The 16,134-nt window shown below is 40.6% G+C and carries 11 protein-coding genes and 1 pseudogene; 3 read left to right on the forward strand and 9 right to left on the reverse strand.

All coding sequences use genetic code 11. From position 1 onward, the window contains the following. Positions 1-9: 9 nt before the first annotated feature. On the reverse strand, positions 10-936 hold the full coding sequence (gene mdh, locus D2V08_RS13575; RefSeq protein ID WP_119608700.1) for a malate dehydrogenase: 927 nt from the start codon (positions 934-936) through the stop codon (positions 10-12). 244 nt (positions 937-1,180) lie between these two features. On the opposite strand from mdh, the gene D2V08_RS13580 reads away from it, so the two are divergent. Further along, on the forward strand, positions 1,181-1,552 hold the full coding sequence (locus D2V08_RS13580; protein ID WP_119608701.1) for a hypothetical protein: 372 nt from the start codon (positions 1,181-1,183) through the stop codon (positions 1,550-1,552). A 76-nt stretch (positions 1,553-1,628) separates the two neighbouring features. On the opposite strand, the gene D2V08_RS13585 is transcribed toward D2V08_RS13580, so the two are convergent. From D2V08_RS13585 to asnB, 3 genes are all read right to left on the reverse strand, one after another. Beyond that, a complete protein-coding gene (locus D2V08_RS13585) occupies positions 1,629-2,639 on the reverse strand; it encodes a DUF6588 family protein (protein WP_119608702.1) in 1,011 nt (336 codons plus the stop codon). 73 nt (positions 2,640-2,712) lie between these two features. Continuing rightward, a complete protein-coding gene (gene gyrB / locus D2V08_RS13590; protein WP_119608703.1) occupies positions 2,713-4,653 on the reverse strand; it encodes a DNA topoisomerase (ATP-hydrolyzing) subunit B in 1,941 nt (646 codons plus the stop codon). Between the two features lie 257 nt (positions 4,654-4,910). Continuing rightward, positions 4,911-6,581 (reverse strand): asparagine synthase B, encoded by a 1,671-nt coding sequence (gene asnB / locus D2V08_RS13595; RefSeq protein ID WP_119608704.1) that lies wholly within the window; start codon positions 6,579-6,581, stop codon positions 4,911-4,913. 238 nt (positions 6,582-6,819) lie between these two features. Here asnB and D2V08_RS13600 point away from each other — a divergent pair, with 238 nt between their 5' ends. After that, positions 6,820-7,353, forward strand: a complete 534-nt coding sequence (locus tag D2V08_RS13600) for a DUF2911 domain-containing protein (protein WP_119608705.1) — start codon at positions 6,820-6,822, stop codon at positions 7,351-7,353. Between the two features lie 46 nt (positions 7,354-7,399). On the opposite strand, the gene D2V08_RS13605 is transcribed toward D2V08_RS13600, so the two are convergent. From D2V08_RS13605 to D2V08_RS13625, 5 genes are all read right to left on the reverse strand, one after another. After that, positions 7,400-7,777 carry a hypothetical protein gene (locus D2V08_RS13605; protein ID WP_147374125.1) on the reverse strand — a complete coding sequence of 126 codons (378 nt, stop codon included), beginning with the start codon at positions 7,775-7,777 and terminating at the stop codon, positions 7,400-7,402. Positions 7,778-7,852: 75 nt separating this feature from the next. Beyond that, entirely contained in the window at positions 7,853-9,472 is a 1,620-nt protein-coding gene (locus tag D2V08_RS13610) for an amidohydrolase (protein WP_119608707.1), read from the reverse strand. 41 nt (positions 9,473-9,513) lie between these two features. Then, positions 9,514-10,596: an OmpA family protein gene (locus D2V08_RS13615; RefSeq protein WP_147374127.1), complete on the reverse strand. Its 1,083-nt coding sequence runs from the start codon at positions 10,594-10,596 to the stop codon at positions 9,514-9,516. Between the two features lie 102 nt (positions 10,597-10,698). Next, the gene (locus D2V08_RS13620; protein WP_119608709.1) at positions 10,699-12,450 is read right to left on the reverse strand and encodes a TonB-dependent receptor; all 1,752 of its coding nucleotides are present in this window, start codon (positions 12,448-12,450) and stop codon (positions 10,699-10,701) included. A 12-nt stretch (positions 12,451-12,462) separates the two neighbouring features. Beyond that, complete coding sequence (locus D2V08_RS13625; protein ID WP_119608710.1) at positions 12,463-15,486, reverse strand: tetratricopeptide repeat protein; 3,024 nt, start codon at positions 15,484-15,486, stop codon at positions 12,463-12,465. A gap of 375 nt (positions 15,487-15,861) precedes the next feature. Between D2V08_RS13625 and D2V08_RS18100 the strand changes: the two are divergent. Next, positions 15,862-16,114, forward strand: a pseudogene (locus D2V08_RS18100) (LemA family protein). Positions 16,115-16,134 lie beyond the last annotated feature (20 nt).

The following is a 16,134-nucleotide window of genomic DNA, read 5'->3' on the forward strand; positions in this document are numbered from 1 at the left end:
ATACAGAGCTTAAAACTCAAGCAATCCGTTGGTTTTTTTAACACCTGCTGCACTTTCTTGCATTTTGGCTTTTTCGGCATCGGACAATTCTATTTCAACAATTTTTTCGATTCCGTTCTTGCCCAAAATCACCGGCACCCCGATACAAATGTCTTCCAATCCATACTCACCTTCCAAAAGCGAGGAACATGGGAACATTTTCTTTTGGTCGCAAGCTATCGCCTGCACTAATCCAGATACTGCTGCTCCTGGGGCATACCATGCACTGGTTCCCAACAAGCCTGTCAATGTAGCTCCACCGACTTTGGTTTCTTCCACTACCCAATTCATTTTATCTTCTGACAAGAATTCGGAAACTTTTACACTGTTTCTGGTAGCATGTCCAATCAAAGGAACCATTCCTTTGTCACTATGCCCACCGATTACCATACCATCCACATCGGAAATTGGCGCTTCCAAAGCTTGAGCTAATCTATACTTAAAACGGGCACTATCCAATGCACCACCCATACCAATAATTCTGTTCTTTGGCAATCCAGTGGCCTTGTGTACCAAATAGGTCATCGTATCCATAGGATTACTTACTACTATAATAGTTACGTTTGGGGAGTGCTCAATAAGACTTGTTGCGACAGTTTTTACAATTCCAGCATTGATTCCTATCAATTCCTCACGCGTCATGCCTGGTTTACGTGGTATACCGGAGGTAATCACTGCGATATCACTACCTGCTGTTTTGCTATAATCACTGGTGCTTCCTGTTATTTTGGTATCAAATCCGTTCAAGGAGGCCGTCTGCATTAAATCCATGGCTTTTCCTTCGGCATATCCTTCCTTGATATCCAATAAAACAACTTCTGCTGCAAAATTTTTCATTGCTATGTATTCAGCACAGCTTGCTCCTACTGCGCCTGCTCCAACTACGGTAACTTTCATTTGTATAGATTTAAATTTTAGTCATCAAAAATAATGCATTTAAGGCAGAAAAAAGCTGACTTTTACCAGTTTTAGCGGCCTAATCCCTTCAAAATATCAAAGTTGACGTTCTTTTAATGATTGAGATAAAGCTTGCCTCCACAAGACCTGGAGCATCAAAGCAAATATCTTACCTTCTTTATGCAATAGATTCCTATGAACCTACGTTATAATAGTCCCAAATTTAACGTAACCTACTTGACCTATGAAAAAGCTCTTTTCATTGTTGTCCATAATTGGCATTGTTGCCATAAGCAACTGTACTAGTGTCCCAGAGAACCACGATCCCATTTTGGGCATCTGGGCAAAAACCGAATCTCCCCGTGTTGAGGACAAAAGCTCCAATACCGTCCGTGAAGAATGGATTTTTAACGATGTTTACCTAGGTAGGTACCAGAGATATTCCAACTCAGAATTAATTTTTTACACCGATTTTAAATGGTCCCAAGAAAATGGAAACTATTCGATTATTTATGGTGACACTCAGTTAACGGATATTACCGTTAGCTTGGAAAAAGCAAAAGAACCTGAAGTATTGACCTTGGATAATGGCTCGGTCTTCGCCACCAGGGAATGACGTGAAGACTACATATATGAAAATAGGAGGCCCCATAACGGGGCCTTCTTTATTATTGGTTGTTTGATTTGATTTTCTATCTGAATCCGAAGTTTACACCAAAGGTGAAAGTGCTGAATTGAGAGATATTATATTCTGCATTGAGGCGAAAAAAGCCCAATTTGATTTTTGTACCTAGATTGGCAGAAACACCATTTGCTTTCTTGGAAACAGAGAATGGGTCCACAACGGTTTCAGAGAAAAAAGGTCCATTGGCCTCATATGTACCCAATAAATCAATATCCGATTTACCGGTTATATACCCAACACCACCATAAAAATTGATTACAGGTATGTTTCTGGTGGAAACAACGGCACTGAAGTTCCAAGTTTTAAAATTTGCATCAATACGTTGGTCACTTCCGCTAATGGTGGATGACTCTGTAAAATCGTATTCCCCATTTAAGTTGGTGTAACCGATAACAGCAGATATAGCTACAGGCAACAATTTGTCCGCCGGTAACATTTTGGTGAAATCATATTGTAGACCTGCTCCGAAAAGACCGATCTTTGCATCATCATCAAATTTGATTTTGGGTAAAAAACGAGCCTTTACCTCCAAGCCTTTAATCAAACCTACACTACCTTGAAGATATCCTGATGGGATAAAATTCAGGTTTTCAGCGGATAAGCCAGTTGGAAGTTCAAATTCTTCACGGAATAAGCCGCTTTCATCCTCAACAAATACATTCACACCTTCAATGTCACCTAAACCAGTAGCCACCATTCTAGGCTGACCAGGACTGTCTACAAAATCTAGATTTTCATAATCAGCAGGATCCATTAAAAATGCTTTTTTATCATCCTTGTTTTTGAACCCGGTCATGTTCCCAATAATGGAAATTTCGAATCCTCCCAAAGGTTTGGCATCGGCAGTATTGTACCAACCGTTGGAAATACTATAAATAGATGCTTCGGACACAGGCGCCAAATAGGCATTTGCAAATCGTTCGGCATCAGCAACTCCCGAAATAAAAATATCGTTCAGGTCTTGGGCTTTACTCATGGTTACAGAAACCAGCGCTAGCACTAAAATTATTCTTTTCATGATGTTGAAGTTTTTCCCAAAACTAAAAAACTCGCCTTGGAGGGGCGAGTTTTTGTTGTGAAATGCCTATTATCTATACATCTATATTCGCATAGACGGCATTTTTCTCTATAAATTCACGTCTTGGAGGTACTTCATCACCCATCAACATAGAGAATATACGGTCAGATTCCGTTGCATTATCAATGTTCACTTGACGCAATGTTCTAAATTCTGGATTCATCGTGGTATCCCAAAGCTGCTCGGCGTTCATTTCCCCAAGACCTTTATATCGTTGGATACTTGCACCACCATTCATTTCTGCGTTGATTGCATCACGTTCCTTGTCATTCCAAGCATATCTCTTTTTAGACCCTTTCTTCACCAAATACAATGGAGGTGTCGCAATATATACGTGACCACCCTCTATCAGCTCACGCATGTAACGGAAGAAGAAAGTCAGAATCAAAGTTTCAATGTGACTACCATCGACATCCGCATCACACATGATCACTACTTTATGGTATCGCAGTTTATCGAGGTTCAAAGCTTTACTATCCTCCTCGGTTCCAATGGTTACACCTAATGCAGTATAGATGTTCTTGATTTCTTCGTTTTCAAAAACCTTATGTTGCATGGCTTTTTCCACGTTAAGGATTTTACCCCTCAATGGAAGAATAGCTTGAAAGTTTCTATCCCTACCTTGTTTGGCCGTTCCACCTGCGGAATCCCCCTCTACTAAGAATACCTCACATTTTGTGGGGTCTTGCTCGGAGCAGTCGGAAAGTTTTCCAGGCAACCCACCTACACTCATTGGGTTCTTACGCTGAACCATTTCACGAGCTTTTGCAGCGGCATGCCTTGCTTGCGCAGCAAGCTTCACCTTTTCCACAATTTGCTTGGCATCATCTGGGTTTTCCTCCAAATAATTGGTCAACATTTCGGATACAGCCTGACTAACCGCACTGGTCACCTCACGGTTACCCAATTTGGTCTTAGTCTGACCCTCGAATTGCGGCTCGGCAACTTTTACAGAAACGATGGCAGTAAGTCCTTCACGAAAATCATCTCCTGATATCTCGAATTTCAACTTATCCAGCATTCCTGAATTGTCCGCATACTTCTTCAAAGTAGATGTAAGCCCTCTTCTAAAACCAGAAAGGTGCGTACCTCCTTCGTGGGTATTAATGTTGTTTACATAGGAATGTAGGTTTTCGGTATAGCCTGTATTGTAGACCATAGCTACTTCTACCGGAATGCCGTTCTTTTCCCCTTCCATGGAGATTACATTCTGGATCAAAGGCTCTCGGGTACCATCCAAAAACTTGATAAATTCCTTAAGACCTTCTTCAGAGTGGAAAACCTCAGAAACAAACTCTCCTTTTTCGTCCTTGTTTCGTTTATCTGTAAGGGTTATAGTAATGCCCTTGTTCAAATAGGACAGCTCACGCATTCTATTGGAAAGGGTCTCATAGTTATATTCTGTGGTTTGGGCAAATATGGTTTTGTCCGGAACAAAGGTTACAATGGTACCTGTCTCCGTACTCTCACCAACGCTTTTTACAGGATAGAGGGTCTTACCTCTTTCATATTCTTGTTCCCAAACTTTTCCGTCCCTATAAACCGTAGCTTTTAAATGTACCGAAAGGGCGTTGACCACCGAAACCCCAACACCGTGAAGTCCACCGGAAACCTTGTAGGAATCCTTATCGAATTTACCACCGGCACCAATTTTGGTCATTACAACCTCTAGGGCAGAAACTCCTTCTTTTTTGTGCAAATCAACAGGAATACCCCTACCATTATCTTGTGTGGTTATGGAGTTGTCCTCATTGATGATCACATCAATCTTATCACAATGACCGGCCATGGCCTCATCTATGGAGTTATCCACTACTTCATACACCAAATGGTGCAATCCTCTGACCCCTACATCTCCAATATACATGGAAGGTCTCATACGTACGTGTTCCATCCCCTCAAGGGCCTGGATACTATCCGCGGAGTATTGTTTCTTGTTAGCTTCTTCGCTCATATATTTTTAAGTATTTGCCTCAAAATTTCAAATCTTACAAATATAATCAATACCCCGTGCAAATGGCCTCTAAGAGCCTATTGAACAGCTTAAGTTATCAACAAATCCTGTGGAAAAACAGTATACTTTTAACAGCTTTCGATCATACTCCCCAAAACAACTAAAAAGCCCCTTGGATAAGGGGCTTTTCGGACTAATTAAAAAATGAAACGTTTAAAATTTACTGCTTCATATCGTTTGGTTGGTTTAAACGGGGGTTATTTCACATACGCATCGGTATGAACCTTAGCCACAGCTCTTCCCGATGGGTCGTTCATATTCTTGAAGGCTTCGTCCCACTCCAAGGCAATCTTGGTGCTACAAGCCACTGAAGGCTCCTGTGGAACACTCAATGCAGCTGCATCGGATGGGAAATGACTTTCAAAAATTGAACGATAATAATATTCTTCTTTCGATGTCGGCGTCTGAATCGGAAACTTGAAATGGGCATTTTCCAATTGCTCATCACTGATTTCTTCCTCTACCATAGCTTTCAAAGTATCTATCCAACTATATCCTACACCATCCGAAAATTGTTCTTTCTGTCTCCAAGCTACGCTTTCTGGCAAATAGTCTTCAAATGCTTTACGCACCACCCATTTCTCCATACGCTCTCCATTGATCATTTTATCTTTTGGGTTGATACTCATCGCTACATCCATAAATTCTTTATCCAAGAAAGGAACTCGTCCTTCGATACCCCAAGCGGCCAAGGATTTGTTGGCCCTCAGACAATCGTACATATGGAGTTTATCCAGTTTTCGCACTGTCTCCTCATGAAAATCTTTTGGACTTGGCGCCTTGTGGAAATAGAGATATCCTCCAAACAGCTCATCTGCACCTTCACCGGAAAGGACCATCTTAATCCCCATAGATTTGATTACCCTCGCCATTAGATACATGGGCGTAGAGGCTCTGATTGTTGTTATATCGTAGGTTTCCAAATTGTAGATTACATCTTTGATGGCATCCAAACCTTCTTGTATAGTGAATTTTATTTCATGATGCACCGTACCGATATGGTCTGCCACTTTTTGTGCTGCTGCCAAGTCAGGCGAACCTTCCAATCCCACAGAAAAAGAGTGCAATTGTGGCCACCAAGCATCTGCAGTATCACCAGACTCAACACGTTTTTGAGAATATTTTTTAGCAATTGCCGATGTCACGGAAGAATCCAATCCTCCAGAAAGCAACACCCCATAAGGCACATCGGACATTAACTGACGGTGAACGGCAGCTTCCAAAGCATCCTTAATTTTTTGGATACTGGTTTCATTTTCCTTTACAGCATCATACTCCATCCAATCACGTTTGTACCATTTCACAAACTCACCATCAGAACTGTGCATATAGTGCCCAGGAGGAAATAGTTGAATTTTTGAACATGTACCCTCCAAAGCTTTCAATTCTGAAGCCACATAGAAGGTTCCGTTCTTATCCCAACCAATATATAATGGTATAATCCCCATATGATCACGTGCAATGAAATATTCATCCTTTTCGGAATCATAAATAGCAAAACCGAAAATACCATTCATTTCATCCACAAAATCAGGTCCTTTCTCTTGATATAGCGCTAAAATCACCTCACAGTCGGATTGTGTTTGGAAATCATATTTCCCATCAAACTGCTTTCTTAACTCCTGATGGTTATATATCTCCCCATTGGCAGCCAAAATCAATTTTCCATCCGCGCTCAACAACGGTTGCTTTCCTGAAGCTGGATCCACAATGGCCAATCTTTCATGAGCCAAAATAGCTTTATCATTGGCGTAAATACCACTCCAATCTGGCCCTCGGTGCCTTACTTTCTTCGACATCTCCAACAATTGGGGCCTTAGTACTTCTGTACTTTCTTTTACATCAAATGCGCAAACAATACCACACATAATAAAATATTTAATAACAATTTTAAAACAAAAATGAACTATAAGATTAAATAATAAAACCTTTATTGTGTTTTAGGTTACATTATTAAACTTATAAATTGATTATAAAACTTATTTGTAATTTATTCTACTGTTTAAGCTTTTAACCTGAACGCTTTGTAAGGTTACTTAATTTTCTCGTCTGTATATTTGAACAACATTTAATTAAGCAGTTTAAAAAAGAACTTAAATCACAATCATGAAGAAATTAACATTACTACTTTTAGTGCTATGTACCAGTCTAGCATTTACTACAGATGCCACAGCCCAAAAGTTCAGTGGACTTGACAAGAGTCCAGCGGACATTGCTTATTATCCAGCCAGCTCTAAGGAAACTGCTAAAGCTGCCCGTGTTATTTATAGCCGTCCACAATTAAAAGGACGTAGTTTGGCAGAACTTGCTCCAATTGGTAAGGTATGGAGAACGGGGGCAAACGAAGCCACAGAAATTACATTTTATAAAGATGCCAAAGTTGGTGGCAAAACTATCAAGGCCGGCTCTTACGCTTTATTCACTATTCCGGGAGAAGATGAATGGACGGTTATTTTGAATAGCAACCTACACCAATGGGGCGCTTATTCGTACGATAGCGACAGTGATGTAGTTCGCGCTATGGCTAAAGCTTCTACCGATAGCGACGAATTGGAAGCTTTCGGCATTGCTTTTGACGATGATGGAAATATGGTAATGGGTTGGGGAACTACAAGAGTTACCTTGCCTATCAGCTACTAGAAGATTTTAGTTTTTACAGTATAAAAGCCCCAAAATGGGGCTTTTTTTATTGTTCATCAACACCAAAATACCTTACCCTGTTTTCTTTTGATCTCAACAAATAGCTTTCAAGAATTTTTTGATCCTTTGGCAATAAACGAGGACCAGCAATAAAACTGATACCCTTATCCTTTTTATTGACTAAGACATAAAATCCATCACCCTCTTTAAGTGCTAAATCAACATCCATTTCTTTACCCACCAAAATTGTATCCGATTTAAGATTATAGGCATAATATACATTGTATTCGTACCAATTACCACGGGCATAAATTGGTGTTCGTGTAATTTTAGTCACTATTCCGGGTACTAGAACAAAATCTTCCTCATTAAAATCTTCGTATTGTGGTTGCCTTTCTTTGTTGCAGCTTGAAAATACAAGCAAGTTTGCAACAGAAAACAATATAACACATATGGTTTTCGAGAGATTCTTCACTTTGTTCAGAATGACAAAACCCTATTATTTTTTCCGAACGCCGCCCAAGAAAACATGCTCGGCAGTTACATTAGGTATTTCTTCGGATGGAATCGTCATAATATCATCACTTAGAATAACGAAGTCGGCAAACTTACCGGGCTCAATACTTCCTTTTTCATCTTCTTCAAAATTGGAGTAAGCCGCCCAAATGGTCATTCCTTTCAATGTCTCTTCCCTGCTCAAAGCATTCTCCATTTGAAAACCACCTTCGGGATATTGTTCCACGTCTTGACGAGCCACCGCTGCATAAAAGGTCAAAAATGGATTTACTTGCTCTACTGGGAAATCGGTGCCCAAGGCAACCATTCCCGCCTTGTCCAACAAATCTTTGTAGGCATAGGCACCCTTGACACGCTCTTCGCCCAATCTATCCTCGGCCCAGTACATATCGCTAGTGGCGTGGGTAGGCTGAACGGACGGAATGATGCCGTTTTCAAAATAATCAAAATCGGATGGGGAGATTACCTGCGCGTGTTCCACTTTCCACCTGCGGTCGGTTTTTCCTTCCAAAGCTTTTTCATATGCCCGAAGCACCACAATGTTGGCAGAATCACCAATGGCATGGGTGTTCATCTGGTAATCGGTCGCGGCAATTCGTTGCGCTAAGGCTTCAATTTGGTCCACAGGGGTTACCATAGCACCAAAATGCCCTGGCTTATCGGAATAGGGTGCTCTTAACGCCGCTCCTCTTGAGCCCAAAGCACCGTCGCCATACACTTTTACGGAACGAACATTCAATCCATCTGTTTTGATAATGCCCTTGCTCAAAAAGTAATCCAGATTTTCCGGATAATTGGACACCATGGCATATACTCGGATAGACAATTCATCGGCTTGCTGCAAACTATCTATCAATTCGATGATGTCTCTGGACAGACCGGCGTCGTTAACTGTGGTCAATCCATAATCCAAAGAAATCCGCTCAGCATCTTTGAGTGCTTGTATCTTTTGTTCCAGACTGGCTTGGGGAATCACATTATTGACCAAGCCCATCGGATTATCGACTAAAACACCTGTAATTTCTCCATTTTCTTTGACAATTTCACCACCTTCCGTTTCCGTATCAGCAGTAATGCCAGCCATATCCAATACTTTTTGGTTGACGAGATAGGCGTGGCCATCAATTCGCTCCAAAACAACAGGGATATCAGGAAATAGTTCATCCAATTTAGCCTTGGTCGGAAATTCTTTTACCTCCCAATCATTTTGGTCCCATCCCCTACCCCAGATAAATTCTGAAGGACGCTCTTTTTGAAAGGCCGCTACCTTTTCCAATACTTCATCAAAACTTTCGGTACCGACCAAATCTACTACTTGTTGATTCTGTCCCAAGCCATAAAAGTGACAATGCGCATCAATAAGACCGGGAACAATCGTTTTGCCTTCGGCATCCAATTGCTCTTGTGCGTTATATTTTTTAAAAATTTCTTCGGAATCTCCAACGGCAACAAATTTTCCATCTTTGATGGCTACGCTGGACGCTTTGGAAAAATCAGCATCTACGGTATAGATGTTGGCATTGGTAACGATAAGGTCTACCTCATCCTTGGTATTGCAAGAAAAAACTAAAAGGGCGGTAGCTATTAAAAGAATCTTTTTCATTTCTGTTGGTTTGCACCAAAAATAGAAAAAGCATGGGTAATTTACGGGTTTTCGTCCTCAAACTTCGTCATCACAAATTCCACTCTACGATTCTTTCTTCGTGCCTCTTCGGTTAGTGTGGTATCCAACGGTTTACTATCTCCAAAACCTTTGGATGTAATTCTATTTTTATCCAATCCCAAATTGATTAAATACTGTGCCACCGAACTCGCTCTCTCGCGAGAAAGCACATCGTTATATTCATCGGAACCCAAATCATCCGTATGCCCGTTAATAGCAACCTTTAGGTTGGGGTTTTTCTTGAGGTGCTCATAAACATCGCGAAGACTTTGCTCCGCTTTGGGCTGAAGATCAAAACGATCAAAATTAAAATTGACGTGGTCCAGCACATAAACTTCATCAGTTTTGTATTCGGGACCCAGATAGGTTAAAGAAATATCATCCAAATAGTAATAGGAATAACCTTCTTCCCTTTTCGAAGTGTTTATAGTCTTCAAGTAATTAGTACCTGCATTGCTTTTGAAATTTCCAAGAATGAGGTAGTTTTCAAAACCTTTGGACACGATATCAAAACTCAGTTCCATCCAATTTTGCTTATCCTGATAATACCCAGTAACTGGAAATTGTTTGATATGTGATGTTTGGGTAGAGGCGGTATAAAGTTCATTTTGTGAAAGTTCGCGCTTGGTATGTACAGAAAGTGGTTTTTCGGCAAAAACAGCACCCATATCCATCACCGCACCATCCGATTTTTCGGAGAGACTCAAAAATAAGGTCAATCGATATCGACTTCCCTTTTCCAATGTTTCCTTTAACGGTACTTGAATGTACTCACGGTAATCACGAGGGGCGAATAGATATAGTCCCGCATAAGCTGCACCTTCATAAGGTTCTTGTTTGCCCTTAAAGTTCATGGGGACGCCCAGTTTGGTTCGGCTGCACTCGTTAAAATAATCGGTGGTCCCCAGTGTAGGGGCACTCCAATGCTCGGCATCTTTATTTAGATTGCTCATTTTAACCGGGCAGGAAACAAAATCCTCAAAACCACCGTTTTGCACCAAATTCTGTCCAAAGCCTGGTGAAATCATCAGCAAGAATAGTATGTAATGAGGTCGTACTTTCATGTCTTCCAACTAATTTGGAACTGACAATCATCAGAATATCAATGAATTGACAGAAAGTAATGAACGGTCTTTTTAACAATTTATTGCGTATTCTCCTACGATCTAGAAGTCAAACTTATAGGACACCCCTGCCAAAGCCTGAAAACCTTGCACCCTAAAATTGGCCCAACGCTGGTAATTGTTATTGGCAATATTGGATGCTTTTACAAAAATGGAGAGTTGATCATTGAACCTATAACCAACATGAGCATTGGCATCAAAAAAGGCATCCAAGGTTATTGGTGCATAAGAAATTGTCGGGGGTACATTGTTTGTTAAGGCAACAGATGTCAAAGCATCCCTTTCCCCAACATAGAACAAGTTGGCACCAATATACCACTGATCCGTTATTTGATAATCCATAAACAAAGACCCTTTAATGGATGGTAAATTCCATGCAGGATTATCCGTTTCAGTATCATAATCATAGAACTCAGCGTTCACTCCCAAAGAAAAATTACGGTTAATATCCACATTGATTTCTCCAAATACACCCAGGGTTTTTACATCATCATAAAAAACTTGAAAGGAATTACCATAATAATAACTCTTTTCATCAGTTCTGGAAGTGTTTATAGTGTTCTGATAGAAAAGCGGTTTTCTGTTTTCTGCCATGTAGGACCCTTTGATGTTATACCCCACAGTGGAGGTCAACTGGCCTTTAAGTCCGAGATATCCTTCATACTGTTGGTCAGTGGGTGTAATATTGAGCGTTGGTGACACATATGGGTTTTCATTCACAAAATCGTGATAGGAGTTTTGCTTCAAATCACCTTCGATTCCACCATAGGCAATCACATTTTCGTCCATTACACGGTATGATGCCGTTACAGCTGGATAAATATAAAAGTTGTTTTTACTGTTTTCCATATCCAATCCGTAAACGATATTGGCCCCCAAGCTCAAGGTAAGGTCGTCCCGTAAAATCAAAAGACTAGGGGTTACCCCAGCCTGAAGGTTACTGTATTTTTGTTCTCCCTGATTATCAAATTCGTTAATGTCACTATTTTTAAAACTCCCTCCTACATAATCCACTTTAGCAGAGATTGTAATCAATTCCTCGGTAATGGGAAGCTCAAAAGTTGGGTTGATGACAGCTCTGTTCTCTGCAGATTCCGTGGCGTCCCAAAAACGCCTCAACAATACATTACCACTTTTAAAATAGGAATCCTCCATATTAAAATGGGCCTTGGCCTCGGCATTGAAATAGTTTTGCGTCTCGTCCATTGCATTGATTTCATCCTCACTGAACAATTCACTCTGGATTCCGTACCAATTGTATAGTTGGTGCTGCAACCCAATGGCCGCACCCCAATCCATATAGCGGTCCTTTTTCGCGTAGGAAGCATTCAATTTGGTATCGTAGAAATCCGTTTCCAAGGGTGTAGAATCCAAATCACCACGGGACGAGTTATGGGTAAGGCCAAAATCCAACAAATCTTCACCCCTATTAAATTCGCGGCTTGTGTAAAAATCCACCAAAGCATTATTGAAATTGCCCAAACCAACCGATGCATACGAATTGTACAATGTAGGCGGGGGTGTTTTTTCCACTCCCGAAGCCTTTCCTTTTGCAGGTGTAAAAGTCGATGCCACGGGCACAGAAAAAATACTGTAGTTGATTTTTTTCTTTTGCAGCACAATGGAATCGCTCAAAGATGGTGACGATTTAATCTTAAAGGCATCCGAAACGGTTGGGGAATACGGTTTTACTACCGTTACCGTTTCCGTACCAATGTTATCCTCTTCCTGGGCGATAACAGCTCCGCAAAGGCTCAAAAAAAGTAATGAAAATATATAGGTTCTCTTTTGCATCTTGTGTCTCGTTTAATTTTCGTTGGGGTCTACGGATGAATTGCTCTCTGCTTCTTTGGCTTTGATAGTGGCCAACTCGCTTTCTGCTTCCGCAACGATTTCCTCAAATTCAGAAAAATTGGAGATGACGCTTTCCAAAATGTAGGTGGCCTGGAAGGCATCTCCCAAATTGTAAAAGTTCTTGGCCATAATCACCAAGCCTTTTCCGGCCCATTCCTTGTAGGCCGCATAATCCTTGGCCAATTTTTGAACGGACTCGTTGGATGCTTCAAAAGCCTGTTCCTGATTTTTAAAATACGCATCGTAGTACCACGCTTCGGCCGCAAGTTCTCCTGAAGCAATTTTTCTAACATCTTGATAGGCTGTTTTTGCCAAACTTTCATTATCGGTAGCAATAGCGGAGCGTGCAATCATAATCTGCGCATCACTTTTAATGCGATCATCAATTTTTGGAGCGTTCAACACCTTTTCGGCATAATCAATAGTTTGTGAATAGTCCTTCTGTCCGTAAAAACCTTTCATCAAATTGGATTGTGCAAAGGTTTTGTTTTCTGAAATATCTGCGGTACTCTCCAATCTTTTTAAATACGGGATAGCGCTGTTGTAGTCCTGTTTTTCCACATAGATTTCACAAACACGGGTCAAGGCCTGTTCGGTATATTCACCATTCCCACTATCTGCAACAGCCTTATACTTTGGTAGGGCCTTATCTTTTTCTCCATTGGCAAAATAGAGTTGTGCCAAAGCAAAATTCGCGTTTTGGGCGTGCAATCCGTTCGGGAATTCTTTTAAATAATCCTCATACCCGCGAATGGCTGCCGGAATTTTACCCTCAATATGTTTTCTTTCAGCAGATTCAAAACTGGCATTGTCCAATTCGGTATCGGTGACCTCCACAAAATCCAAGTTTCTGGCCCAAGCTGCATATTCGCTTACCCGACCTTCGTCCACATAAACCAGTTTGGCGGTAGCTACGGCTTGTTTAGCTTCTTGCGTATTGGGATATTTTTGAACCACCTCCTTAAGTTTTTCCAAAGCTTGATCGTTACGATTGGAATTATAATACACCAATCCAGAACGCAATAATCCTCTTGGAGCAAATTTGCTGCGGGAGAATTCGTCCACGATTCTATCGTAAGTTTGAAGCCCTAAACTTTCTTGATTGTTTTTGATATAGGAGTTCCCCAATTCAAATAAGGCATCATCCCGTAATGATGATGTAGGGAACATTCTTAAGAATTCGTTCAATCCATCGATTTTTGCCGAATTATTGCCCAAAAAGCCATCGCAAAGTGTTTTTTGGAAGGCAGCATAATCCCTTTCGGGTCCATTCATCTTTGATGAAGTATTATAGGCCTTCTTCGCTAATTGATACTTGCTGTTCACGAAATAGCTATCACCTAAACGCAGGTAACCATCGTTTTTTCTTTGATCATCAATAGCGTTTGAAGCCACCACATTTTGAAAATAAGATATGGCGTTGTTGTAATCTTTCAGTTTGAAATAGGAATACCCTAAATTGTAATCCAACTGGTCATATTCCGAAAGTGATTTTGCTGTTGGGGAGTTTTGGAACCTAACAAAATCGACCAAGGCTTCCTCAAAACGGTTCAACCTATAGGCTGACTCTGCTTTCCAATACAAAGCACGCGCTTCAAAACTCGAGTTTTCTGCACTTTTCAGGGATTTATCGAATCTTTCCCAAGCACCTTCGTAATCTCCATCAATAAAAAGTTCAACACCACGGTAATAGGCCACTTTTTGGTAGGTCTCTTTGCTAGCGTAGTTTTTATTCTCCTCCAAAAGCTTCATAGCTCCTTCAAAATTTCGAGAGGTAATGTAGGAGTCCACCAAAAGTTCCTGAATTTCCAATTGATGCCCATCCTTTGGATATTTTTCCAAATAGGTGGTCAAAACCTGAGGTACGGGTTCATAGGCATTGCCAATTTCGTAGCTCAAACGGGCATAGTTCAACCAGGCATCTTTTTGGATTTCGGGACTGAATTCCATTTGTGAAGCGTTTCGGAAGGCGTTCAATGCCTCCGATTTTTTATCCAATTTTAAATAACATTCGGCCAAGTGATAGTATGCATTCTGGGAAACCGCATTGCTTCCCCCTATAATTTTGTTGAATTGTTGAATGGCTTTTTGGTAATCGCCCAATTTGTAGTGGCTATACCCAAGCAGATAGTAATCGGTATTGTTCCATTTACCACGTTTACCACGATATTCCTTCAAATACGGAATAGCCTCTGCATATTGTTCCAGGTTGAAATAGCTTTCGCCAATAATCTTGTTGAGTTCAGAAACTTCTTGACGATTACTTTTTGCCAATTGCTTTTTGGCCATCGCAATAGCTTCTTCAAATTTTCCTAGCTTAAAGTTCAGATCTGCCTGATAGTATGATAGTTTTTCATCAAGTAATTCAGGGTCCTGGATTTGGTCGAAACGGGCACTTGCTGAATTGTAATCATCCTGTTCGTAGGCAATGTATCCCAAATAATATTTCGCCTGCGAACCATATTTTTGGGAAGTGGTGACCTTGTTCAAATAGCGTTCAGCCTCTTTCGGGCGTTTGGATGCGTACAAGGCATAGCCATTGTTAAAATTAAAACGATCTCTTTCCGAATAAGGCATCGAATTTTCATCCACCTTTTTGTACCATTTTAAGGCGTATGGATATTTTCCTGTCTCAAAATAATAATCGGCCACATCCAAAAAAGCGGAATTCCTTTTGGTGGATGTTGGGTATCGTTCCACGAAGTCTTCCATCATTTTATCCGCCCCACGCTGGTTCAGTCGAATGGCGGCATTTGCTGCATAATATGCGCTATTGGCTTCTGTCTCGCCATCTTTAGTAGATGCCTTTACGGACTCAAAAATGTTCTGTGCCGCTTGGTATTGCTCATTGTTATAGAGCGCCAAGGCATCTTGATAGGCTTTGTTTTCGTGGGTATATATTTTGGTTTCCTGTGCAGAAAGCACAAAAAAAGTTCCCATTAAAATGGGAATACAAAGAAGGTTTTTTCGATTCATAGTGTTCTACGCTGTTCTCGATTGACTTTACTCATAACGTCAAAATTAAGGCCAAAGTATATTTTAAAATGTCATTTGCCGAAATTTACGACCCTAGGCTTGATTTATTGCCACTAAATAGTAATTTTAGCCCAACTGCCGAAAAACCTTATCGGCCATAATTTCCAAAACCTCAACATAATAGGCTGAAAAAGCCATTAAATTTTTAAAACTGGACAGCATTTATGATTTGTCCTATTATTTAATTAATTATTTGTTGAGATGACATACTTAGCGATTATCCCTTTGGCATTTTTATTGGTCGGTGTACTTATATACAACAACCTAATCAGTAAAAAGAACAAGGTTAAAGAAGCATATAGCAGCATCGATGTAATGCTAAAGAAAAGAACCGACCTGATTCCACAATTGGTAAACACCATTAAAGGTTACACCAAACATGAGAGCGAAACTCTGATTACCATCAAAACTGAGAGAAAGAATTTTGGAAGGAAACCTACCCTCCGAACAAAGACTGAACCTTGAAAGTGATATAGATCAACTATTAGGAAAACTAAACATTACCTTGGAAGCTTATCCTGATTTGAAGGCCAGTCAAAACTTTATGCTCCTGCAAAACTTTCTATAAAATAGGTCCTTTGGAATCCG

The organism is Flagellimonas lutimaris, from assembly GCF_003581615.1.
Lineage (GTDB): Bacteria > Bacteroidota > Bacteroidia > Flavobacteriales > Flavobacteriaceae > Flagellimonas > Flagellimonas lutimaris.

What these genes read in the sequence shown, in the direction of transcription:
- D2V08_RS13620 (WP_119608709.1), bottom strand. Translation starts at nt 12,450, where the DNA reads ATGCAAAAGAGAACCTATATATTTTCATTACTTTTTTTGAGCCTTTGC.
- D2V08_RS13610 (WP_119608707.1), bottom strand. Translation starts at nt 9,472, where the DNA reads ATGAAAAAGATTCTTTTAATAGCTACCGCCCTTTTAGTTTTTTCTTGC.
- D2V08_RS13615 (WP_147374127.1), bottom strand. Translation starts at nt 10,596, where the DNA reads ATGAAAGTACGACCTCATTACATACTATTCTTGCTGATGATTTCACCA.
- D2V08_RS13585 (WP_119608702.1), bottom strand. Translation starts at nt 2,639, where the DNA reads ATGAAAAGAATAATTTTAGTGCTAGCGCTGGTTTCTGTAACCATGAGT.
- D2V08_RS13600 (WP_119608705.1), top strand. Translation starts at nt 6,820, where the DNA reads ATGAAGAAATTAACATTACTACTTTTAGTGCTATGTACCAGTCTAGCA.
- D2V08_RS13580 (WP_119608701.1), top strand. Translation starts at nt 1,181, where the DNA reads ATGAAAAAGCTCTTTTCATTGTTGTCCATAATTGGCATTGTTGCCATA.
- mdh (WP_119608700.1), bottom strand. Translation starts at nt 936, where the DNA reads ATGAAAGTTACCGTAGTTGGAGCAGGCGCAGTAGGAGCAAGCTGTGCT.
- asnB (WP_119608704.1), bottom strand. Translation starts at nt 6,581, where the DNA reads ATGTGTGGTATTGTTTGCGCATTTGATGTAAAAGAAAGTACAGAAGTA.
- D2V08_RS13625 (WP_119608710.1), bottom strand. Translation starts at nt 15,486, where the DNA reads ATGAATCGAAAAAACCTTCTTTGTATTCCCATTTTAATGGGAACTTTT.
- gyrB (WP_119608703.1), bottom strand. Translation starts at nt 4,653, where the DNA reads ATGAGCGAAGAAGCTAACAAGAAACAATACTCCGCGGATAGTATCCAG.